This window comes from Salmonella sp. SG203, assembly GCF_013350575.1.
GTDB lineage: Bacteria > Pseudomonadota > Gammaproteobacteria > Enterobacterales > Enterobacteriaceae > Salmonella > Salmonella enterica.
This window is the reverse complement of the sequence record NZ_SNMT01000009.1, coordinates 1-23,367: the sequence shown is the minus strand read 5'-3', so window position 1 is coordinate 23,367 and position 23,367 is coordinate 1. Positions and strand designations below refer to the sequence as shown.

The following is a 23,367-nucleotide window of genomic DNA, read 5'->3' as shown; positions in this document are numbered from 1 at the left end:
AATGAAAAATGATAAAACGGAAATGGAATATTTTGTTTCTGCTTGGGCTTTCTTTCGCATCGGTATGTCAGGCAGGTGATGATATTAACGCGTTGTATAGCCGTATTGCGCAGAAAGATGTTCAGGCGCTAAATGAGCTAAAAGCGTTAGCCAAAGATAATAATGCCCAAGCGCTGGCAGAACTGGGGTTTATTTATGAGTACGGCGTTGCCGTGCCGAAAGATACGATACAGGCTATCAAGTATTATGAGCAGGCTTGTCATGTTGAAGAACCCTATGGCTGCTACAACGCTCGTTATTTTTATCTGCATGGCCTGGGGGTGATGCAGAATGACGTTTTGGCAAAAGAGCTTGCGGATAAAACCAGTAAAGCAGACATCGATACTGATGCGCAGACGGTGACGCGCCTGATAGCCGACGAAATAGATACGGCAAAGCAAGCCGCGGAAAGCGATATTACTCAGCGTTCCCGGTTTATTGAAACATTACGCCAGTATGCCAGCGGCGGGAGCGTGATGGCCGCGCTCATCACGCGCCTGGGTTATTCAAAGGCGGATATCCTGCACCTTGCGGAGCTGTGGGCGCAGGAGAGAGACCCTGAACTTAACTTTATCGTTGGTAGCCTCTATGACTCTGGTTTTGTTGAGGTCGACGATAAAGAGGCGCGTTCGTTGCAATGGTTCCGCAAGGCTGCTGAATTGGGCCAGGCTGATGCGCAGAATATACTCGGTTACTTCTACTTGAATGGAAAACGAGGGATTAAGCGCGATCTGCAGAAGGGGGTGCAGTGGTACGAGTTGGCGGCTGCGCAGGGTAATGTCGATGCGCTCATAAATCTTGGTGAGATCTATTACTCCGGGACGCAGGTTCCGCTTGATTACGCTCGGGCGTTTGAATTCTTTGAACGGGCGGCGAAGATGGGCAAGTCTCGCGCTTTAAACTATCTTGCCTGGATGTATACCAACGGTCAGTTTGTCGACACAGACTGCCGGAAGGCAGCGGAGTTGTTTGCTCAGGGGCGAACAAGTTTTGCAGACGATCCCCATTTTCAGGTGACCTGCGAAAAAGACCGACAGGCCCGCGCTGAGGCTGTTGCAATGCGTGAAAAGAATTTGCCGAAGTTAACCTTCAATCGTGATCGTGTTTTCGGTGCGAGCCAGGGCAGCGGCTATGCATGCGAGCTGGAGTTTGTCGTCAAAACGGACAGAATCAGCAGTATAGAGAATTTACGCGTCTCACTGGCGCTGAAAAATAAGGCCGGGGCGATGTCACAGCAGGTTATCGCATTTGAGCCTTTTGGGCTAAATACGCAGAACCGCAATTTACAAGGGTATAAGTCTGATACGCTCCGTGAATCGACATTACAACCTGTCTATCAGCCGGAATTTTGCGATGTTGATAGCTATAGCGTGACTGCTGTGACGGGAATGGTTAACGGTAAAGAGATGGATATGCTTAAGGCAGGCATTTTTCTGTAACTGCGAGCGAAAATAATGGCGTATCAAGCGATACGCCATCAAAAGTCTTACCAGACGTAAGTCAGCAGATTCTGCGAATTCGGCACCATAAAATCAACGGACATCATGATACTCAGCGCGGTAATCGCAATGATAGAGAAGCCGAACAGCTTGCGCGCCCAGACCTTATCATCTTCCACTTTGTAACCGCGTAGCGCCATGCCGAGCCACCAAACGCTGACCGCCGCGGCGACCACCAGGTATTTGTAACCGGCATAACCGCCCAACGTGAGCATTAGCGTTGCAACGGCAAACGCAATGATGTACAGCGTGATGTGGTTTTTAGCGACTGAGATTCCTTTTACCACCGGCAGAACCGGGATATTGGCCGCCTGATAGTCCTTAAAGCGGAAAATGGCGATGGCGTAAGAGTGCGGCATCTGCCAGAGGCTGAAAATAGCCAACAGAATCGCCGCGCCGCTGTCAAAGTCGCCCGTTACGGCGCAGTAGCCAATCACCGGCGGCGCTGCGCCGGAGAGAGAACCAATCAGCGTTCCGTAGACGGAGTGACGCTTCATGTACAAGCTGTACACGCCAACGTAGACCACGAAGCCCATCACCCCCAGCCAGCAGGCCAGAGGATTGGCGCCAAACCACAACAGCATAAAGCCAGCAATACCCAGCAGGGTGGCGTATACCAGCGAGACGCCAGGAGAAATCAGGCCTTTGACCAGCACCCGATTCTTGGTCCTTTCCATCTTCCTGTCGATATCCCTGTCGATGTAGTTGTTAAATACACAACCCGACGCCACAACCAGTGACACCCCGACCAGCGTATAGATGAACAGGGGATAGTCAATGCTGCCCTTTGAAGCCAGCAGAAATCCCCCGATCACCGAGATCAGGTTGCCAAAGATGATGCCTGGTTTCGTTACTTGCAGGTATTGCTTAAACATCATACTCGCCGCTCTTAGTGCATCATCATGTTGTAGTTGAGGTTCCACATAATCCAGATGGAGCCCACAACCAGGATGGCGATGATCAGCACGGTAAAGATGAAGGCCGTCATGTTCCAGCCTTCATCAGATTTGGTGTTCATGTGCAGGAAACACACCAGATGCACCAAAATCTGCACCACTGCCATTGCCAGGATAGATCCCAGAATAACGGCCGGAGAGGCAGCGCCGGTCATCACCATCCAGAATGGAATAACCGTCAGGATGACCGACAGGATAAAGCCGGTCATGTACGTTTTTACGCTGCCGTGGGATGCGCCGCCGCTCTCGGTAGAATGACTCATTACATCGCCCCCATCAGATAAACAACAGTGAATACGCAAATCCAAATCACATCCAGGAAGTGCCAGAACAGGCTCAGACACATGATGCGGGTACGGTTAGTGCTGGTCAGACCGCGACGGGCAACTTGCACCATCAGCACCGCCATCCAGATCAAACCGGAAGTGACGTGCAGACCGTGCGTGCCGACCAGCGCGAAGAACGCAGACAGGAAGCCGCTGCGATCCGGGCCCATACCGTTAACAATCAGGTGATGGAATTCATAGAGTTCCATCCCGATAAATCCGGCGCCAAACAAGAAGGTCAACGCCAGCCAGGAGATAACCTGGCTCTTGTTGTTCTTGTGCATGGCGATCGCCGCCATGCCGTAGGTAATGGAGCTAAATAACAGCAGGAAGGTTTCAACCAGAACGAACGGCAGTTCGAAAATGTCCTTACCTGTCGGGCCGCCAGCGGTGCCGTTCACCAGAACGGCATAGGTAGCAAACAGAATAGAGAACAGAATGCAGTCGCTCATCAGGTAGACCCAAAATCCGAAGATTTTGTTCTGGCCTGCGTCATGGTGCCCGTGTTCGTGCGCGTGGGCAGTCGCGTGCGTTAAAGTATCAGTTGCCATTTTTCAGCCCTGCCTTAGTAATCTCATCGAAATGCTGGTTTTCCAGTTTTTCGACTTCCGGGACCGGCACGTAGTAATCCACATCTTCATCAAAGCTTTTTACAATCCAGCTGATGATCATGCCTGCGAAACCCACTATCGCCAGCCACCAGATATGCCAGATCATGGCGAAGCCAAATACCGTTGCGAAGGCGGCGATAACAATACCGGCACCGCTATTTTTCGGCATATGAATCTCTTCATACTGTCCAGGCTGTTGGTACGCTTCGCCTTTTTCTTTCATTTCCCAGAAGGCGTCACGTTCGTGAACGTGCGGCACAACGGCAAAGTTATAGAACGGCGGCGGAGACGAGGTTGACCACTCCAGCGTACGGCCACCCCATGGGTCGCCGGTCAGATCGCGGTTCTGATCGCGGTCGCGAATAGAAACGAAGATCTGAATCAGTTGACACAGGATACCCAGCGCAATCAGCGCGGCGCCGGCGGCGGCAACCATCAGCATCGTATGGAACTGCGGATCAATTTGCTGGCTGAGGCGACGGGTCATGCCCATGAAGCCCAGTACGTACAGCGGCATAAAGGCTACAAAGAAACCGATAATCCAGAACCAGAAGGCGCGTTTACCCCAGGTTTCGTTCAGCTTGAAGCCAAACGCCTTCGGCCACCAGTAGGTCATACCCGCGAAGCAGCCAAACACTACGCCGCCGATGATCACGTTATGGAAGTGCGCAATCAGGAACAGACTGTTGTGCAGGACGAAGTCCGCGCCCGGTACCGCCAGCAGAACGCCGGTCATACCGCCGACCGAGAAGGTCACGATAAAGCCAATGGTCCACATCATTGCGGAATGGAAGACGATACGGCCCTGATACATGGTGAACAACCAGTTGAAGATCTTCACCCCGGTCGGGATGGCGATAATCATGGTGGTGATACCGAAGAAGGCGTTAACGTTCGCGCCCGCGCCCATCGTGAAGAAGTGGTGCAGCCAAACGATAAACGACAGTACGGTAATACAGACGGTCGCCCAAACCAGCGAGGTATAGCCGAACAGACGTTTACGCGAGAAGGTCGCTGCGATTTCGGAGAATACCCCGAAGACCGGCAGAATCAGAATGTACACTTCCGGATGGCCCCAGGCCCAAATCAGGTTGATGTACATCATCATGTTGCCGCCCATATCGTTGGTAAAGAAATGGGTGCCCAGATAGCGATCCAGGGTCAGCAACGCGACGGTAACCGTCAGAATCGGGAAAGAGGCGATGATCAGTACGTTGGCGCACAAAGAGGCCCAGGTAAAGACCGGCATCTTGAACATTGTCATACCCGGCGCACGCATCTTCAGGATCGTCACGAAGAAGTTGATACCGGTTAACGTCGTACCAATACCCGAGAGTTGCAACGCCCATATCCAGTAATCGACCCCGACGCTGGGACTGTACTCTATTCCCGATAGCGGCGGATAAGCCAGCCACCCTGTCTGCGCGAATTCACCCACGCCCAGCGAGAGGTTAACCAGGATAACGCCGACAACGGTGAACCAGAAGCTCAGGTTGTTCAGGAAAGGGAACGCAACGTCGCGCGCGCCGATCTGCAGCGGAACCACCAGGTTCATCAGACCGATAACGAAGGGCATCGCCACGAAGAAGATCATGATTACGCCGTGAGCGGTAAAGATCTGATCGTAGTGGTGCGGCGGTAGAAAACCCGCTTCGCCTGCGGAGGCAAGCGCCTGCTGGCTACGCATCATGATGGCATCGGCGAAGCCACGTAACAGCATCACAATCGCGACGATGATATACATGATGCCGAGGCGTTTATGGTCAACCGACGTTAACCACTCTTTCCATAGGTAGGTCCACTTACCGAAGTAAGTAATCGCTGCCAGTATCGCCAGTCCCCCGACGATAATTGCAGCGATCGTTACCATGACGATAGGTTCATGGAACGGTACTGCATCCAGTGATAATTTTCCGAACATCTTATCTTCCTCAACCCTTGGAGTTGGCGGATTCCGCGTGGCTCATGTCCATACCTTCCATTCCTTCATGCGAGCTGTGCTCACCTTCAGGTTGGGTCATGTCCATGCTCTTACCGTGGCCCATGAATTTGTTAATAACGTCCTTGAACAAATCTGGTTTCACGCTGGAGAAATATTCCACCTTGTTGTACTCGCTTGGCATAGCCACTTTCTCGAACGCCGCCATATCATTCATGGTGTTCGGAGACTGCTTCGCTTTTGCGACCCATTGGTCGAATTCTGCGCGGTCTTTGGTGGCGATAGCTTTAAACTTCATACCAGAGAAGCCCGGGCCGCTATAGCTGGCGGAGATGCCATCGTAGGTTCCGGGTTCGTTGGCGATCAGATGCAAACGTGTTTGCATACCGGCCATGGCATAAATCTGGCTACCCAGACGCGGGATAAAGAAGGAGTTCATCACGGAGTTGGAGGTCACTTTGAAATAAACCGGCGTGTTCGCCGGGAAGGCGATCTCGTTGACGGTGGCGATACCCTGCTCCGGATAGATGAAGAACCATTTCCAGTCCATGGAAACCACTTCGATGGTGATCGGTTTTTCGTCATGCGCCAGCGGCTTGCTTGGTTCAAGCGCGTGCGTGGTTTTCCAGGTCAGTACGGCAAGGAAAATGATGATCAAGATAGGCACCGTCCAGACCACGGCTTCCACTTTATTGGAGTGTGACCAGTTCGGGCTATACTTCGCATCCTTATTACTCGCACGATACTTCCAGGCGAAACCAACAGCCATCAAGATGGCGGGAATAACGACGATCAACATCAGGCCAAATGCCGTCAGTATCAGCGAACGTTGCTCCAGTCCAATCTGTCCTTTGGGATCCAGCAGCGCAGAATTACAGCCACTGAGTAATGCAGTGCCTGCAATTAATGACAACCATCCCAAACTTTTATTGTATTTCCTGAGTCTCATTTAACGACCTCAATTCCACGGGACCTGGTGGCGTTTAAAGTGTAGGGGCATTTTACGGTAAGGTTACATTACTGTAAACATGATTGGTTCTGTGTTACCAAGTTCTGCCGCGCATGTCACATATGTTGCCAAGTATGTCGAAATAACTTTAAGACACTGTTGAAACTTTGCGTTATAACGGATGAGGTCTGTAAGTGGGATGTTGAGGGATAATTGGTATAACCAATGTGAAAATAAAACAATTACTTAACAATTTATTATCAATAAAAGGACAATCAACGGCAGAAATTTAAATTTAATCGGCTGAATCGTGTAAAGAAAATAGGTAGCGTAGAAATTACCAATAATTTCCAAAATTCTGTTGCGCACAAAAAGACAAATATATTTTTTATCAATTGATGGTTATTTAGCCGTTATAATTCCGGGTCGTTATTACAACGGCAAATAATGTTTTAGAGCAGGCGTGTTTTTCGTAGCGCCAGGTAGTCCAGCAACCCGCCAAAGACAATGCCGCACACGGCAACCGCTACCGCAGTCTCAAGCAATCCGGACAGGAATGAGAAGTTAGTGTAATCCAACGCGTTCATGGTCAGCAGGAGTACCCACACCGCCAGCAAAGCGACGCCCGCGAGCAGGATTGAAAGCGCGAAATTGTAGGCGCCACGGTATTGCGTGCGGGGAATGAAACGCTCGCTCTGCCAGCTATATTCCAGCGTTTGCCGACAGACCAGCAACAGTAACAGCCCGGGAACGGCGGCGACAACCGAGAAGAGGTAGAATGTCGGCCAGCCGTGCGCTTCAACGAACCAGCCCGCTACAGGACCAACATAAACGCGGCCTACTGCGGAGAGGGCCGACAGTAGGGCAAACTGTGTTGCGGAAAACGACTTATTACATAGCGTCATTAATAAGGCGACAAAGGCGGCAGTACCCATCCCGCCGCACAGATTTTCGAAAAAGACCGCCGCGCCCATGCTGAACATGTTTTTATCGGTAATGGAGAGCAACCAGTAACCGGCGTTGGACGCGCCTTGCAAAATGCCGAAAATCAGCAGCGCGCGAAACAGCGAAAGACGCTGCATTAATATGCCGCCGTATAACGCGCCGACGATTGTCGCCAACAGGCCCAGCGTTTTATTGACCACGCCAACTTCACCAGCGTCAAAGCCGACGCCGCGAATCAAAAAGGTGGTGGTCAGGCTCATAGCGAAGGCGTCCCCCAGTTTATAAAGCACAATGAGCAGTAAAATCAGCCAGGCGTTATTACGGCCAAAGAAATCGCGTAGCGGCGCGACGACGGCCTGTTCCAGCGATTTCGGGGACGGGATAGTATCGGTCGGTTCCGGCGCCAGTAAGGTGGCGATAATGCAGGGGATCAACAATGCCGCCATCAGCCAGTACATGCCCTGCCAGCCGAGCCAGCGATCGGCCAGCCATAGCGCCAGTCCGCCGGAAACCAGCATCCCCAACCGGTAGCCAAGCACGCTGATTGCCGCGCCAGCGCCGCGTTCTTCTGCGGGTAAAACATCGGTTTTCCAGGCGTCGAACACGATATCCTGCGAGGCGGAGCAAAAAGCAATCACCACCGCCAGCGCCGCCATCCAGCGTAGCTGCGTGCCGGGTTCAAGAAAGCCCATCGCCGCAATCGCCGCCAGTAACAACAGTTGGGTGGCGAGTAACCAACCGCGACGACGACCTAAAAAAGGCGGCGTGTAGCGGTCCATCAGCGGGGACCAGAGAAACTTAAACACATAGGCCTGACCAACCAGCGAGAAGAAGCCAATCGTTTTAAGATCGATATTCTCGACGGTCATCCACGCCTGTAGCGTACCGGAGGTGAGCGCCAGCGGGAGACCGGAGGCAAAACCCAATATCAGCAGAATGGCTGAGCGCGGTTGCTGGAAAATACGTAAATATTGACTTGACATAGGCATCTACAGACCCGGCTTCTGCCGGGTCTTGTTGTTGCTATTAACGGGCGTTTTGCTTGATAAAATCGTGAATACTGGTGTCCTGAGACATATCAGCAATGGTATCGGTCAGAACGCTATTCACTGCGTCGGCAATATTCTGGTTAGAGGCCTGGAACGCCCCTTCAATAGAGTAGTTGGCGCGATAGTTTTTGGTCATCTTGCTGCCATTTGCCGCGGTCGCAATAATCGCGATATCCGCTTTGGTCGCGATGTTGTAGCGCACGCTGCCCTGGGAAACATCAGCATACAGTTGGTTAACAATAATCTGCAGATTAACCGCGCCGTTAGGCCCGATCATATAGCCCCGCGCCGTCATCTGTTTTTCCAGGACTTCTTGTAACAGGAAGCGTAAATCGCGGGAGGCGGTTAACGTTACCAGCTGGTTGTTACGCGTGACTTTCGCTAACGCTTGATCCTGGCGTTGGTCTGCGCCGGTAATGCTAACGGTGACGCCCATCAGGCTCGGATCCTGCTGTGGCAAGGTGATCTTCGGCGCGACGTCAATGGTCGTCGGCGGTGTGGCGCATCCTGCCAGCATAAACAGAGCGACTAACGGAAAGAGAAGTTTTTTTAACATATTCAGGCTCTCAATGACGCTTAAAACGTGATAGGTAAAAATTCCCGCCATCATAACACCGCTAACGGCGAGGGGAAGTGGTCAACGCAGGTAAATTCGTCGTAATGTCCGATTTGGTATTGATAACGGCGCGAGCGGGGATTTTGAGCGCTAAAAGAATGATTAAGGCAGTAAACTTCATACGTTTGGCTGAAATAATCAGACGAAAGCTAAATTTTTGTTGTCATGCTGTAATGGAAACGGTAAAAGCGGCTAGTATTTAAAGGGATGGGTGACATCACAGCGTTGTCGGAGGAGATTTTCATGATGATACGTGAGCAAATAGAAGAAAAATTAAGGACAGCGTTCGACCCCGTGTTTCTCGAAGTTGTGGATGAAAGCTATCGTCACAATGTTCCAGCAGGATCGGAAAGCCATTTTAAGGTCGTGCTGGTGAGCGATCGCTTTACAGGCGAACGTTTTCTTAATCGTCATCGGATGATTTACGGTACGTTAACGGCGGAACTTTCCACAACCGTACATGCGCTGGCACTGCATACTTATACCCTCAAAGAGTGGGAAGGGTTGCAGGATACTATCTTCGCGTCGCCTCCTTGTCGCGGCGCGGGAAGCATCGCGTAGCAAAACGGATTTGCAACTACCTCCGCTTTTCCAGTATGTTGCTACAGAATTATGTGAAAACGGCCTGCGGGCCGTTTTGTTTTGTCTGAATTTTGAGCGTGCCGTACAGTATTCAGACAAAAATTAGCCGAGAATTGTGAAAACCGCCGCAGCATCGCACAATCACCGTTCTCGACTCACAAAAGTGATGCCGCTATAATGCGCCGTCTTATATATGAACGTCTTCGGGATGATTCTGACGACAGGGAATGTGATTGATTATGAGAACATCCCGGTTCCGCGAAGCAAATAGCACGTGCTTGCGGAGTAGAGTTGACCGAGCACTGTGATTTTTTGAGGTAACAAGATGCAAGTTTCAGTTGAAACCACTCAGGGCCTTGGCCGCCGTGTAACGATTACAATCGCTGCTGACAGCATCGAGACCGCTGTAAAAAGCGAGCTGGTCAACGTAGCGAAAAAAGTACGTATTGACGGCTTCCGTAAAGGCAAAGTACCGATGAATATCGTCGCTCAGCGTTATGGCGCTTCTGTTCGCCAGGACGTGCTGGGCGATCTGATGAGCCGCAACTTCGTTGACGCGATCATCAAAGAAAAAATTAACCCGGCAGGCGCGCCGAACTATGTTCCGGGCGAATACAAAGTGGGTGAAGACTTCACTTACTCCGTCGAGTTTGAAGTCTATCCGGAAGTTGAGCTGACCGGACTCGAGTCCATCGAAGTTGAAAAACCGGTTGTTGAAGTCACCGACGCTGACGTTGATGTGATGCTGGACACCCTGCGTAAGCAGCAGGCGACCTGGAAAGAAAAAGACGGCGCTGCTGATGCGGAAGACCGCGTGACCATCGACTTCACCGGCTCTGTAGACGGCGAAGAGTTCGAAGGCGGCAAAGCGACCGATTTTGTTCTGGCGATGGGCCAGGGTCGTATGATTCCGGGCTTTGAAGACGGCGTTAAAGGCCACAAAGCTGGCGAAGAGTTCACTATCGATGTGACCTTCCCGGAAGAGTACCATGCTGAAAACCTGAAAGGTAAAGCGGCTAAGTTCGTTATCAACCTGAAGAAAGTTGAAGAACGCGAACTGCCGGAACTGACCGAAGAATTCATCAAACGTTTCGGCGTTGAAGATGGTTCCGTAGCCGGTCTGCGCGCTGAAGTACGTAAAAACATGGAACGCGAGCTGAAAGGCGCGGTGCGTAACCGCGTTAAGTCTCAGGCGATCGAAGGTCTGGTAAAAGCTAACGACATCGACGTACCGTCTGCGCTGATCGACAGCGAAATCGACGTTCTGCGTCGTCAGGCTGCGCAGCGTTTTGGTGGTAACGAGAAACAGGCTCTGGAGCTGCCGCGCGAACTGTTCGAAGAACAGGCTAAGCGTCGTGTAGTTGTCGGTCTGCTGCTCGGCGAAGTCATTCGTACCAACGAGCTGAAAGCGGACGAAGAACGCGTTAAAGGCCTGATCGAAGAGATGGCGTCTGCTTACGAAGATCCGAAAGAAGTGATTGAGTTCTACAGCAAAAATAAAGAGCTGATGGACAATATGCGTAACGTCGCTCTGGAAGAACAGGCTGTTGAAGCGGTTCTGGCAAAAGCGAAAGTGTCTGAAAAAGCCACTTCCTTCAATGAGCTGATGAACCAGCAGGCGTAATTTTTCGCGTTAAAAGCACGAAATTTGCACAAAAACCCGTCACCTTTCAGTGACGGGTTTTTTTTGTCACGTATTTTGCATGGTAAGGGTGCGAAAACCGCGTTTCAGTGTTAGCGTTAGAGCAAAAGATTGTTATGCTTGAATTATGGCGATGCCGTACCCATTACAGAGGGACTGGCTGATAATCCGTCCATCAGGTTACAATCAGTACAGCAGATTTTTTCAATTTTTATCCAGGAGACGGAAATGTCATACAGCGGAGAACGAGATAATTTGGCCCCTCATATGGCGCTGGTGCCGATGGTCATTGAACAGACCTCACGCGGTGAGCGCTCTTTTGATATCTATTCTCGTCTACTTAAGGAACGCGTCATATTTCTGACCGGCCAGGTCGAAGACCATATGGCTAACCTGATCGTGGCGCAGATGCTGTTCCTGGAAGCGGAAAACCCGGAAAAAGATATCTATCTGTACATTAATTCTCCTGGCGGCGTAATTACTGCGGGGATGTCCATCTATGACACCATGCAGTTTATTAAGCCAGACGTCAGCACCATTTGTATGGGACAGGCGGCCTCTATGGGGGCGTTTCTGCTGACTGCCGGGGCGAAAGGCAAACGTTTCTGCTTGCCGAACTCTCGCGTCATGATCCACCAGCCGCTGGGCGGCTACCAGGGCCAGGCGACGGATATTGAAATTCACGCCCGCGAAATTTTGAAAGTAAAAGGGCGCATGAATGAACTTATGGCGCATCATACGGGTCAATCTCTTGAGCAGATTGAACGTGATACTGAGCGCGATCGCTTCCTCTCCGCGCCTGAAGCGGTAGAGTACGGTTTGGTTGACTCAATTTTGACCCATCGTAATTGATGCCCTGGACGCAAGTGTGCCGCTATACACTTCATCCTTCACGCTACCTCGGTGTTGGCTGCCAGCGCGCCTCCCAGTGACTTACTTATGTAAGCGCCTGCGGAGTCGACGAGTTGCCGCCTTGATGTAGCTCGAATGATTTTGTGTATATACTAATGAAGGGCGGCACAACGCTGATTAGCGGCTTGCGCCTGAGAATGGCATTTGCGTCGTCGTGTGCGGCACAAAGAACAAAGAAGAGGTTTTGACTCATGACAGATAAACGCAAAGATGGCTCGGGCAAATTGTTGTACTGCTCTTTTTGCGGCAAAAGCCAGCATGAAGTGCGCAAGCTGATTGCCGGTCCATCCGTGTATATCTGCGACGAATGCGTCGATTTATGTAACGACATTATTCGCGAAGAAATTAAAGAAGTTGCTCCGCACCGTGAACGTAGTGCGCTGCCGACGCCGCATGAAATTCGTACCCACCTGGACGATTACGTTATCGGCCAGGAGCAGGCGAAAAAAGTGCTGGCGGTGGCGGTCTATAACCACTACAAGCGTCTGCGTAACGGCGATACCAGCAATGGCGTCGAGTTAGGTAAAAGCAACATTCTGCTGATTGGACCGACCGGTTCCGGTAAAACGCTGCTGGCGGAAACGCTGGCGCGCTTGCTGGATGTGCCGTTCACTATGGCGGATGCGACCACGCTAACCGAAGCGGGTTACGTTGGTGAAGACGTCGAGAATATCATTCAGAAACTGTTGCAGAAATGCGACTACGACGTGCAAAAAGCGCAGCGTGGGATTGTCTACATTGATGAAATCGATAAGATTTCGCGTAAATCAGACAATCCGTCCATTACCCGCGATGTTTCCGGCGAAGGCGTACAGCAGGCGTTGCTGAAACTGATCGAAGGCACCGTCGCCGCGGTTCCACCGCAGGGCGGTCGCAAACATCCGCAGCAGGAGTTCTTACAGGTAGATACCTCTAAGATTCTGTTTATCTGCGGCGGCGCGTTTGCCGGTCTGGATAAAGTGATCGCTAACCGTGTTGAAACCGGCTCCGGCATTGGTTTTGGCGCGACGGTGAAAGCGAAGTCCGACAAAGCCAGCGAAGGCGAGCTGTTGTCGCAGGTTGAACCGGAAGATTTGATCAAATTTGGTCTGATTCCTGAGTTTATCGGTCGTCTGCCAGTGGTAGCGACGCTGAATGAACTCAGCGAAGAAGCGCTGATTCAAATCCTGAAAGAGCCGAAAAATGCGCTGACCAAGCAGTATCAGGCGCTGTTTAACCTGGAAGGCGTCGATCTGGAATTCCGTGACGAAGCGCTGGACGCTATCGCCAGGAAAGCAATGGCGCGTAAAACCGGTGCCCGTGGTCTGCGTTCTATCGTCGAAGCGGCGCTGCTGGATACCATGTACGATTTGCCATCTATGGAAGACGTCGAAAAAGTGGTGATCGACGAGTCCGTTATTGCCGGTCAGAGTAAGCCGTTGCTGATTTACGGCAAACCGGAAGCGCAGGCTTCTGGCGAATAATTAAACATTCATACAATCAGTTAGCCAAAAAAGGGGGGATTTTATCTCCCCTTTCGTTTTTCCTGTAAACACGCCGTTGAATGTGTGGGAAACATCCCCATATACTGACGTACATGTTATAGGTGGTATGGAGCACAGCTATACTATCTGATTACCTGGCGGACACTAAACTAAGAGAGAGCTCTATGAATCCTGAGCGTTCTGAACGCATTGAAATCCCCGTATTGCCCTTGCGCGATGTGGTGGTTTATCCGCACATGGTCATACCCTTATTTGTAGGGCGGGAAAAATCTATCCGTTGTCTGGAAGCGGCTATGGACCATGATAAAAAAATCATGCTGGTCGCCCAGAAGGAAGCATCAACGGATGAGCCGGGTGTAAACGATCTTTTCACCGTCGGGACCGTGGCCTCTATTTTGCAGATGCTGAAACTGCCTGACGGCACCGTAAAAGTGCTGGTCGAGGGGTTACAGCGCGCGCGTATTTCCGCGCTGTCTGACAACGGCGAACATTTCTCCGCGAAGGCGGAGTACCTTGATTCGCCAGCCATTGATGAGCGTGAACAAGAAGTGCTGGTGCGTACCGCTATCAGCCAGTTCGAAGGCTACATCAAGCTGAACAAAAAAATTCCGCCGGAAGTGCTGACGTCACTCAATAGCATTGACGACCCTGCACGTCTGGCTGACACCATCGCCGCGCATATGCCGCTGAAACTGGCGGATAAACAGTCCGTACTGGAGATGTCCGACGTTAACGAACGTCTGGAATATCTGATGGCGATGATGGAATCTGAAATCGATCTGCTGCAGGTTGAGAAACGCATTCGCAACCGCGTGAAAAAGCAGATGGAGAAATCCCAGCGCGAGTACTATCTGAACGAGCAAATGAAAGCGATTCAGAAAGAGCTTGGCGAGATGGACGACGCGCCGGACGAAAACGAAGCGCTGAAGCGTAAGATCGACGCGGCGAAAATGCCGAAAGAGGCGAAAGAAAAAGCGGAAGCGGAACTGCAGAAGCTGAAAATGATGTCTCCGATGTCGGCGGAAGCGACCGTGGTGCGCGGCTATATCGACTGGATGGTGCAGGTGCCGTGGAATGCGCGTAGCAAGGTCAAAAAAGACCTGCGTCAGGCGCAGGAAATCCTCGATACTGACCATTATGGTCTGGAGCGTGTGAAAGACCGCATCCTTGAGTATCTCGCGGTACAAAGCCGTGTAAATAAAATCAAGGGGCCGATCCTGTGTCTGGTGGGGCCGCCGGGGGTAGGTAAAACCTCGTTGGGCCAGTCCATCGCTAAAGCAACAGGGCGTAAATACATCCGTATGGCGCTGGGCGGCGTGCGTGATGAAGCGGAAATCCGCGGTCATCGCCGGACTTACATTGGCTCTATGCCGGGTAAACTGATCCAAAAAATGGCCAAAGTGGGGGTTAAAAACCCACTGTTCCTGCTCGATGAGATCGACAAAATGTCTTCTGACATGCGCGGCGATCCGGCTTCCGCCCTGCTGGAAGTGCTGGATCCGGAGCAGAACGTGGCGTTCAGCGATCATTACCTGGAAGTGGATTACGATCTCAGCGATGTGATGTTCGTCGCCACTTCCAACTCCATGAACATTCCGGCGCCGCTGCTGGATCGTATGGAAGTGATCCGTCTGTCCGGTTATACCGAAGACGAGAAGCTGAATATTGCTAAACGTCACCTGCTGCCGAAGCAGATCGAGCGTAACGCGCTGAAGAAAGGCGAACTGACGGTCGACGATAGCGCGATTATCGGTATTATCCGCTATTACACGCGTGAAGCGGGCGTTCGTAGTCTGGAGCGTGAAATCTCCAAACTGTGCCGCAAAGCGGTTAAACAACTGTTGCTCGATAAGTCGTTAAAACATATCGAAATTAACGGCGATAATCTGCACGACTACCTCGGTGTGCAGCGCTTTGATTATGGCCGCGCGGATAGCGAAAACCGCGTAGGTCAGGTGACGGGGCTGGCGTGGACGGAAGTGGGCGGCGATCTGTTGACCATCGAAACCGCCTGCGTCCCGGGCAAAGGCAAGTTGACCTACACCGGCTCGCTCGGTGAAGTGATGCAGGAATCCATTCAGGCGGCGCTGACCGTGGTGCGTGCGCGCGCGGAAAAACTGGGTATTAATCCGGACTTTTACGAAAAACGCGATATCCACGTTCACGTGCCGGAAGGCGCAACGCCGAAAGACGGTCCAAGCGCCGGTATCGCGATGTGTACCGCGCTGGTTTCCTGCCTGACCGGTAATCCGGTGCGCGCAGATGTGGCAATGACCGGTGAGATCACGCTGCGTGGTCAGGTGTTGCCGATCGGCGGCCTGAAAGAAAAACTGTTGGCGGCGCATCGCGGCGGGATTAAAACGGTCTTAATTCCATTCGAAAATAAACGTGACCTGGAGGAGATTCCGGACAACGTGATTGCCGATCTGGATATTCACCCGGTTAAGCGTATTGAGGAAGTTCTGACGCTTGCTCTGCAAAACGAACCGTCTGGGATGCAGGTTGTAACCGCAAAATAGTGACCTCGCGCAAATAGCGCTAATAAAAACAGGGCTGGCAGGCTATTTCGGACTTGCCAGCCTTTTTTTGTATAGCTAATTTAGATGGTTGATTGGGTCTGCCACCATTAACGGGTGTTGTAAGGGCGTGGCAGGCCTGATATAACTGCTGCGCGGTCGTACTTCGAAGGATTCAGGTGCGATATAAATTATAAAGAGGAAGAGAAGAGTGAATAAATCTCAACTGATCGAAAAAATTGCTGCAGGGGCTGATATCTCTAAGGCTGCGGCTGGACGTGCGTTAGATGCGATTATTGCTTCTGTTACCGAATCTCTGAAAGAAGGGGATGACGTTGCACTGGTAGGCTTTGGTACTTTTGCTGTTAAAGAGCGTGCTGCCCGTACTGGTCGCAACCCGCAAACAGGTAAAGAGATCACCATCGCCGCTGCCAAAGTGCCGAGTTTCCGTGCAGGTAAAGCGCTGAAAGACGCGGTAAACTAAGCGTGATCCCCTCGGGGGATGTGACAAAGTACAAGGGCGCATCAACTGATGTGCCTTTTTTATTGGCGATTCGGGACTTTCTGTGCGTTGCGGGCTGACAATTGCCCTCGTTTCTTGTCACAATAGGCTTTTGTGCGCCGCGTTCAGAAAATGCGATGCGCGTGAAGTCTCTATACGCAAATCATTCAGGTTGCGTCGACGCGGCTACTGAGCGAATCACTCAGTAGCCAGCAGAGAAGCCGCCTGAAAGATAAAGTGTAAAGTCACCTACAGCGGAGTGTGGTTACACCATGATGGACAGCTTACGCACGGCTGCAAACAGTCTCGTGCTCAAGATTATTTTCGTTATCATTATCGTGTCGTTCATTTTGACCGGCGTTAGTGGTTACCTGATTGGCGGAAGCAATAACTACGCCGCAAAAGTGAATGGCCAGGAAATCAGCCGGGCACAGTTTGAGAATGCGTTTAATAACGAACGTAACCGTATGCAGCAGCAGTTGGGCGACAGGTATTCTGAACTGGCGGCCAACGAAGGTTATATGAAAAGCCTGCGCCAGCAGGTGCTGAATCGTCTGATAGATGAAGCGCTGTTGGATCAATATTCCCGCGAACTGAAACTGGGCATCAGCGATGAGCAGGTAAAACAGGCGATTTTCGCCACTCCCGCTTTTCAGGTGGACGGTAAGTTTGACAACAACCGCTATAACGCGATTGTGAATCAGATGGGAATGACCGCCGATCAGTACGCTCAGGCGCTGCGTAACCAGCTTACCACTCAGCAACTGATCAACGGCGTGGCCGGTACTGATTTTATGCTGAAAGGGGAAACCGACGAACTGGCGGCATTAGTCTCTCAACAGCGCGTGGTGCGTGAAGCCGTTATTGATGTCAACGCGCTGGCGGCGAAGCAGCAGGTGACCGATCAGGAAGTGTCCAGCTACTACGATCAGAATAAAGTCCGCTTTATGACGCCGGAACAGTTCCGCGTAAGCTACATCAAGCTGGATGCCGCGACGATGCAGGCGCCGGTCAGCGATGCGGATATTCAGGCCTATTATGACCAGCATGTAGATCAGTTTACTCAGCCGGAGCGTATTCGTTACAGCATTATTCAGACCAAAACGGAAGATGATGCGAAAGCGGTACTGGATGCGCTGAACAAGGGCGAAGATTTCGCCACGCTGGCGAAGGAGAAATCTACCGATATCATCTCTGCGCGTAATGGCGGCGATATGGGCTGGCTGGAAGAGTCTGCCACGGTGCCGGAACTGAAAAACGCCGGATTAAAAGAAAAGGGCCAGATATCTGGCGTGATTAAGTCGTCTGTCGGTTTTCTGGTGGCGCGTCTGGATGATATTCAGCCTGCCAAAGTGAAACCGTTAAGCGAGGTTCGCGACGACATTGCCGCGAAAGTGAAACAAGAAAAAGCGCTGGATGCTTACTATGCGTTGCAGCAGAAGGTGAGCGATGCGGCAAGCAACGACAATGAGTCGTTAGCAGGCGCTGAACAGGTCGCTGGCGTAAAAGCGGTTGAAACCGGCTGGTTTAGCCGTGACACCTTACCGGAAGAGCTGAACTTCAAACCGGTAGCCGATGCTATCTTTAATGGCGGTCTGGTGGGCGAAAACGGTACGCCGGGGCCGAATTCAGACATTATCACCGTAGATGGCGACCGGGCTTTTGTTGTGCGCGTGAGCGAACATAAACCTGAAGCCGTGAAGCCGTTGGCAGAAGTGAAAGAACAGGTCACTGCCCTGGTGAAGCATAACAAAGCGGAACAACAGGCGAAGCTGGATGCGGAAAAACTGCTGGTCGAGCTGAAAGCGGGCAAAGGCGCGGAAGCGATGAAAGCGGCGGGTCTGAGTTTTGGCGAGCCTAAAACGTTAAGTCGTACCAGTCAGGATCCGGTGAGTCAGGCGGCCTTTGCGTTAAGCCTTCCGACGAAAGATAAGCCAGTTTATGGCGTGGCGAACGATATGCAGGGTAACGTCGTTCTGCTGGCGTTTGACGAGGTGAAAGCGGGCGCCATGCCGGAAGCGCAGAAAAAAGCGATGGTGCAGGGCATCACGCAGAACAATGCGCAAATTGTCTTTGAGGCGCTGATGAGCAATCTGCGTAAAGAGGCGAAAATCAAAATCGGCGACGCTCTGGAACAGCAGTAATCGTCGAGGCGCTTCGCAAAAAATTGCAAAATGTTGTATCCCACAAAGGCCGCTTTCGCGGCCTTTTCCATTTCTGAGAATTGCCGTTTGTTCGTTTTTCTCCGTCCCGCTATCGTGGCTGCACTGTTAACAAACAAGGAGAAAACAGTATGAAACACGGAATTAAAGCACTGCTTATTACACTTTCTTTAACCTGCGCGGGCATGGCCCATAGCGCACTGGCGGCGACGCCTGTCGCAAAAAATGCAGCGGTGGAAACAAAAGCGGATACGCCTTCTTCATCCTCCGCCAAAGCGGCATTACCTGCTAAAGCCAGCGATGATGAAGGTACCAGGGTGAGCATTAATACCGCGTCTGCGGAGGATCTGGCGCGGGTGATGAACGGCGTTGGGCTGAAAAAAGCGCAGGCTATTGTGAGCTATCGGGAGGAGTATGGTCCTTTTAAAACGGTGGATGATTTAAAGCAGGTGCCGGGAATGGGAAGCGCGCTGGTGGAGCGTAATCTGGCAGTTTTAACATTGTAATCACTTGCACAGTGGCAAAAATTTGCCAGACTGTAGAGGTCATACCAGTTATGACCTCTGTACTTGTCGTTTACTTATAACAACAACGTAAGGTTATTGCGCTATGCAAACACAAATCAAAGTTCGTGGATATCATCTTGATGTTTATCAACATGTTAATAATGCCCGCTATCTGGAATTTCTGGAAGAGGCCCGTTGGGATGGGCTGGAAAACAGCGACAGCTTTCAGTGGATGACGGCCCGCAATATTGCCTTTGTGGTGGTAAACATCAATATAAATTACCGTCGCCCGGCGGTATTGAGCGATCTACTGACCGTGACCAGCCAGGTACAACAGCTTAACGGTAAAAGCGGCGTATTAAGCCAGACGATTACGCTGGAGCCAGAAGGGCAGGTGGTGGCCGATGCGCTCATCACGTTTGTTTGTATTGATTTAAAAACGCAAAAAGCGCTGCCGCTGGAAGGCGAATTGCGTGAAAAGCTGGAACAGATGGTGCAATAACGCCTCGCTGTCTGATGGCGTTGAACTTGTCCGGCCTGGCGATATTGACCATGGTGCATATCGCCAGGCACGGATAAGGTGCGTGCGCCGCCATCCGGCAAAACAATCACCTTAACCCGGTTTTTTGCTTCATTGCCGCCATCACCGCCGCTTTATTCGACAGATAATGATTCAGGCCGTTAGCGCGCAGATTACAGGCTGCGCAATGACCACAGCCATCGCCTTTAATGCCGTTATAGCAGGTCAGCGTCTCTTCGCGAACCAAATCCAGTTGGCCCCAATAATCGGCCAGCGCCCAGGTTTCAGCTTTATCAATCCACATTAAGGGCGTTTCGAAACGGATATCTTTCGCCATGCCCAGATTCACCGCGTGATTCAGCGCTTTGACGAACTCATCGCGACAGTCTGGATAGCCGGAAAAATCGGTCTCGCAAACGCCGGTGATCACCGCCTCGGCTTTGACCTGATAAGCGTAAATCGCCGCCAGCGTCAGAAAGAGAATATTACGTCCCGGTACGAAAGTATTGGGGATGCCGTCCGCGTTCGGTTCATAGTCCGGCACCGGAATGCTATCTCGCGTCAGGCTGCTGACCGCCAGTTCGTTCAGTAAAGTGACATCCAGCACTTTATGCGCGCGTGCGCCAAGTTTTAACGCCAGCGCCCGCGCGACATCAATCTCTGCGCGGTGGCGCTGACCATAATCAAACGTGACACAATGCACTTCATCATACTGATGCCGCGCTTGCGCCAGACAAGTGGTGGAGTCTTGACCTCCACTAAATACAACAACGGCGCGTTTCATAGTTATCCTGATCAATGACGAAAACCAATATGGTAACGCGTACGGATAATCCCGACCAGCTTCTTCACGGCGAAGGCGGCGGAAGCCAGGCTTCGCTAAATTCAAACCAGCCGCGAGGGGTGAGCCGAACGCCGTTAACGCCCGGTGGGGCGCTGATGCGATAGTGATAATTAAACAGCGGCGTAAGTGTGGCGTCATCCATCAGGTTAGCAAAAACTTGTTGTAGCGCGGCGCGGCGATCTTTTTCATTGGGCTGAATTTGCAGAGCGTCAAGCGTAGCCTGCAGATGGGAAAACGCAGGCGCGTCCAGGACATGCGGCCAGATCTGATCGCAACGTAGCCACTGCTCCAGCGTATATTCCGGCGCTTCGCCGATCAGCCTGTCGCCCATCATCAGATCCGCTTGCGCCAACGCAGGGCAGTTATCCCAGTTTTTGGCATTATGAAAAATCAACGTTAACTCACAGCCGAGCGTCGCCAGGTAATGTCGAAGCTGTTCCGCCATCGTATGCAGCTCTACGGGAAGGTGATACGCCAGGGTAAGTTTTTTCGGCAATGGCGTTTCATCAACGTCCTGCCATTGCGGGATTGTCCAGCCGGGTAGCAGCCCCTGACTTGGCATAATCAAGTTCTCATCTACCGGTAAGGTTTTCAGCAGCGAAGTATGATGGATAATATGTATCAGACGCCGCGCCTGCTGTACGTTGAGCCGTGAGCCCTTTTTGAGGGTTAAATAACAAAAGCCAAGACTGATACCACTACTTACCTGACTCAGCGTCGCCAGCTCTTCCGGTTTGCCGATGGCAATCTGCACCGGATGGCGGCAACTGGTGCCCAGATCCTGGGCAAACAGTTGCGGGGTGATCCAGAATTCAATCGCTTTCAGCAGCGGATGGCTGAGGTGATAATGGTCATGACTTTCCAGACGCACCAGTTCCGGCGTGAACAACGCCAGGCGAAAAGGACCGGTGCCGATAAGCGGCAGGTCAGGATGCGCCAGACCGCTACAATAGCTCGCCAGACGATGCGCCAGCCAGTAATCAGGTCGGTGAAGGAGAAAGGTCAGGCACTGAGGATGCGTTACTTCGATCCGTGCGACGCTAATAAACAATTTGCTTAGCGCGGGTAGGGTAAGCAGCCTTTCCAGGCGTTCGTGTAGCTGCGCGGTATCCACCGCATCGCCATTATGCCAGTGCAGCGTGGAGCGAATATAAAAATCCCAGCGTAAACCGTCGGCGGAAACCTCCCAGTGATGCGCCAAATCCCCGCAAGGATATTGACTGTCGCGGTCGAAGCGCGTTAACCCGGAAAAAACTTGCCCTGCGAGATGCTGTTCCGCGCGGCCTGGCAGGAAACCCGGCTGCAGCGGATCAAGCGGACGATAGTAGGGAATACGCAATGTCGGCGTATCGTTTTGCCATTGGCCGCCCATAAAAGGCTGGAGCATCGCCCGTAACTCGCCCGGCGCCAGCTGCGCCAGTTCCAGTACGTTGAGCTGCTGCCCTTTTTCCAGCGCCTGTTCCATCATGGCGGTGCGGAGCGATTCCGGCGTGACCAGAAACTGGAGCCGTCCACGTTTCCCGCGCCCGGACTGCGCCTCCCATCTTAGCCAACCTGCCTGCTGGGCCTGACGCAGCAGCGTTCGCAGATGGCGCTCGCTACAAAAACAGCGTTCGGCCAGTTCGCTAACGGTGACATGTTGCGTTTCCCCGGCGGAAGGCTGCCAGAGGCGTTGATATTGATTAAGCCGATTCAGTAGCCTCATAGAAACCCGGAACACTTCCTTTTATCTGTTCACTATTACTTCCGTATATCTCAGGTAATACTGAACAACAAGTTAACCGCGTCACAGTGTGGAGAAAGAGATGGCCCGTCTGGCAGCATTTGATATGGATGGCACGTTATTAATGCCCGATCACCATTTGGGTAGAGAAACGATCGCCACGCTGGCGCGTCTGCGCGAACGCGATATCACCCTGACATTCGCTACGGGTCGTCATGTGCTGGAAATGCGGCATATTCTGGGGACGCTTTCACTGGATGCTTATCTTATTACCGGTAACGGGACGCGAATTCACTCGCTGGAAGGCGACGTGCTGCATCGTCAGGATCTCGATCCTCAGGTTGCCGATACGGTGATGCACCATGCCTGGGATACCCGAGCCAGTATGCATGTGTTTAATGACAACGGCTGGTTTACAGGCCAGGAGATCCCCGCGCTACTCCAGGCGCACGTCTACAGCGGCTTTCGTTATCAGGTTATCGATATAAAAAGCATTCCGGCCCATCAGGTGACGAAGATCTGTTTTTGCGGCGATCATGACGATCTGATCCGTTTGCGCATTCAGCTCAATGAGGTGCTGGAAGAACGCGCGCACCTCTGTTTCTCTGCCGTCGACTGCCTGGAAGTGCTACCGCTGGGGTGCAATAAAGGATCGGCGCTGGCGGTATTGAGCAACCATTTAGGGCTTTCACTGGCAGATTGCATGGCGTTTGGCGACGCGATGAACGATCGGGAAATGCTGGGCAGCGTCGGGCGGGGGCTCATTATGGGCAATGCCATGCCGCAGCTTATCGCCGCGCTGCCACACCTTTCGGTTATCGGACATTGTGGTAATCAAGCGGTATCACACTTTTTGACGCATTGGCTGGACAATCCGCATCTACCTTATTCCCCCGAATGAGAGATCTCTTCCAGCAAGCCAGACATTCAGTCTGGCTTTTTTTTGTCTATGGAAAACCCCCAGCTAGGCTGGGGGTTCCGGAAAGCTTTCAGCTTTAAGTCAGTTATTAAAACCCCTTTTGATTTGTTAAAACATCTTGCGGTC

The 23,367-nt window shown here is 52.0% G+C and carries 20 protein-coding genes; 11 read left to right on the top strand and 9 right to left on the bottom strand.

Features of this window, described 5'->3' with window-relative positions:
• The first annotated feature begins 8 nt into the window (after positions 1-8).
• Positions 9-1,478: a tetratricopeptide repeat protein gene (locus HV477_RS14205; protein WP_079899104.1), complete on the top strand. Its 1,470-nt coding sequence runs from the start codon at positions 9-11 to the stop codon at positions 1,476-1,478.
• A gap of 47 nt (positions 1,479-1,525) precedes the next feature.
• Here HV477_RS14205 and cyoE read toward each other — a convergent pair whose 3' ends face one another.
• The 7 genes from cyoE to HV477_RS14170 all read right to left on the bottom strand — a co-directional run bounded on the left by cyoE (position 1,526) and on the right by HV477_RS14170 (position 8,869).
• The gene (cyoE, locus tag HV477_RS14200) at positions 1,526-2,416 is read right to left on the bottom strand and encodes a heme o synthase (protein ID WP_000971352.1); all 891 of its coding nucleotides are present in this window, start codon (positions 2,414-2,416) and stop codon (positions 1,526-1,528) included.
• Positions 2,417-2,427: 11 nt separating this feature from the next.
• The gene (locus tag HV477_RS14195; protein WP_000019878.1) at positions 2,428-2,757 is read right to left on the bottom strand and encodes a cytochrome o ubiquinol oxidase subunit IV; all 330 of its coding nucleotides are present in this window, start codon (positions 2,755-2,757) and stop codon (positions 2,428-2,430) included.
• The gene (locus tag HV477_RS14190; RefSeq protein ID WP_000179833.1) at positions 2,757-3,371 is read right to left on the bottom strand and encodes a cytochrome o ubiquinol oxidase subunit III; all 615 of its coding nucleotides are present in this window, start codon (positions 3,369-3,371) and stop codon (positions 2,757-2,759) included. The genes HV477_RS14195 and HV477_RS14190 overlap by 1 nt, the downstream gene beginning before the upstream one ends.
• Positions 3,361-5,352, bottom strand: a complete 1,992-nt coding sequence (cyoB, locus tag HV477_RS14185; RefSeq protein WP_000467158.1) for a cytochrome o ubiquinol oxidase subunit I — start codon at positions 5,350-5,352, stop codon at positions 3,361-3,363. Before cyoB ends, HV477_RS14190 begins: the two co-directional genes overlap by 11 nt.
• A 10-nt stretch (positions 5,353-5,362) precedes the next feature.
• On the bottom strand, positions 5,363-6,319 hold the full coding sequence (gene cyoA, locus HV477_RS14180; RefSeq protein ID WP_001239449.1) for a cytochrome o ubiquinol oxidase subunit II: 957 nt from the start codon (positions 6,317-6,319) through the stop codon (positions 5,363-5,365).
• Positions 6,320-6,771: 452 nt separating this feature from the next.
• Entirely contained in the window at positions 6,772-8,247 is a 1,476-nt protein-coding gene (gene ampG / locus HV477_RS14175) for a muropeptide MFS transporter AmpG (protein ID WP_000098479.1), read from the bottom strand.
• Between the two features lie 43 nt (positions 8,248-8,290).
• Positions 8,291-8,869 carry a lipoprotein gene (locus tag HV477_RS14170; protein ID WP_001537832.1) on the bottom strand — a complete coding sequence of 193 codons (579 nt, stop codon included), beginning with the start codon at positions 8,867-8,869 and terminating at the stop codon, positions 8,291-8,293.
• 303 nt (positions 8,870-9,172) lie between these two features.
• On the opposite strand from HV477_RS14170, the gene bolA reads away from it, so the two are divergent.
• The 9 genes from bolA to fadM all read left to right on the top strand — a co-directional run bounded on the left by bolA (position 9,173) and on the right by fadM (position 19,737).
• Positions 9,173-9,490, top strand: coding sequence for a transcriptional regulator BolA (bolA, locus tag HV477_RS14165; protein ID WP_000973433.1), 318 nt, complete (start codon positions 9,173-9,175; stop codon positions 9,488-9,490).
• Between the two features lie 346 nt (positions 9,491-9,836).
• Entirely contained in the window at positions 9,837-11,135 is a 1,299-nt protein-coding gene (gene tig, locus HV477_RS14160) for a trigger factor (RefSeq protein ID WP_001198406.1), read from the top strand.
• Between the two features lie 246 nt (positions 11,136-11,381).
• Positions 11,382-12,005, top strand: a complete 624-nt coding sequence (clpP, locus tag HV477_RS14155; protein ID WP_000122257.1) for an ATP-dependent Clp endopeptidase proteolytic subunit ClpP — start codon at positions 11,382-11,384, stop codon at positions 12,003-12,005.
• A 251-nt stretch (positions 12,006-12,256) separates the two neighbouring features.
• Positions 12,257-13,528: an ATP-dependent protease ATP-binding subunit ClpX gene (gene clpX, locus HV477_RS14150; RefSeq protein ID WP_000130314.1), complete on the top strand. Its 1,272-nt coding sequence runs from the start codon at positions 12,257-12,259 to the stop codon at positions 13,526-13,528.
• Positions 13,529-13,713: 185 nt separating this feature from the next.
• Complete coding sequence (gene lon / locus HV477_RS14145) at positions 13,714-16,068, top strand: endopeptidase La (RefSeq protein WP_001067723.1); 2,355 nt, start codon at positions 13,714-13,716, stop codon at positions 16,066-16,068.
• Positions 16,069-16,258: 190 nt separating this feature from the next.
• Positions 16,259-16,549, top strand: a complete 291-nt coding sequence (gene hupB / locus HV477_RS14140; protein WP_254888479.1) for a nucleoid-associated protein HU-beta — start codon at positions 16,259-16,261, stop codon at positions 16,547-16,549.
• A 290-nt stretch (positions 16,550-16,839) separates the two neighbouring features.
• Positions 16,840-18,711, top strand: coding sequence for a peptidylprolyl isomerase (gene ppiD / locus HV477_RS14135; RefSeq protein ID WP_000969434.1), 1,872 nt, complete (start codon positions 16,840-16,842; stop codon positions 18,709-18,711).
• A gap of 149 nt (positions 18,712-18,860) precedes the next feature.
• The gene (locus tag HV477_RS14130) at positions 18,861-19,235 is read left to right on the top strand and encodes a helix-hairpin-helix domain-containing protein (RefSeq protein WP_000680322.1); all 375 of its coding nucleotides are present in this window, start codon (positions 18,861-18,863) and stop codon (positions 19,233-19,235) included.
• A 103-nt stretch (positions 19,236-19,338) separates the two neighbouring features.
• On the top strand, positions 19,339-19,737 hold the full coding sequence (fadM, locus tag HV477_RS14125) for a long-chain acyl-CoA thioesterase FadM (protein ID WP_001194543.1): 399 nt from the start codon (positions 19,339-19,341) through the stop codon (positions 19,735-19,737).
• 106 nt (positions 19,738-19,843) lie between these two features.
• On the opposite strand, the gene queC is transcribed toward fadM, so the two are convergent.
• Both queC and HV477_RS14115 read right to left on the bottom strand, forming a co-directional pair.
• Positions 19,844-20,539 carry a 7-cyano-7-deazaguanine synthase QueC gene (gene queC / locus HV477_RS14120; RefSeq protein ID WP_000817201.1) on the bottom strand — a complete coding sequence of 232 codons (696 nt, stop codon included), beginning with the start codon at positions 20,537-20,539 and terminating at the stop codon, positions 19,844-19,846.
• 64 nt (positions 20,540-20,603) lie between these two features.
• Positions 20,604-22,304 carry an SgrR family transcriptional regulator gene (locus tag HV477_RS14115; RefSeq protein WP_001238162.1) on the bottom strand — a complete coding sequence of 567 codons (1,701 nt, stop codon included), beginning with the start codon at positions 22,302-22,304 and terminating at the stop codon, positions 20,604-20,606.
• Positions 22,305-22,404: 100 nt separating this feature from the next.
• On the opposite strand from HV477_RS14115, the gene cof reads away from it, so the two are divergent.
• Entirely contained in the window at positions 22,405-23,223 is an 819-nt protein-coding gene (cof, locus tag HV477_RS14110; RefSeq protein ID WP_079899105.1) for an HMP-PP phosphatase, read from the top strand.
• Positions 23,224-23,367: the final 144 nt, after the last annotated feature.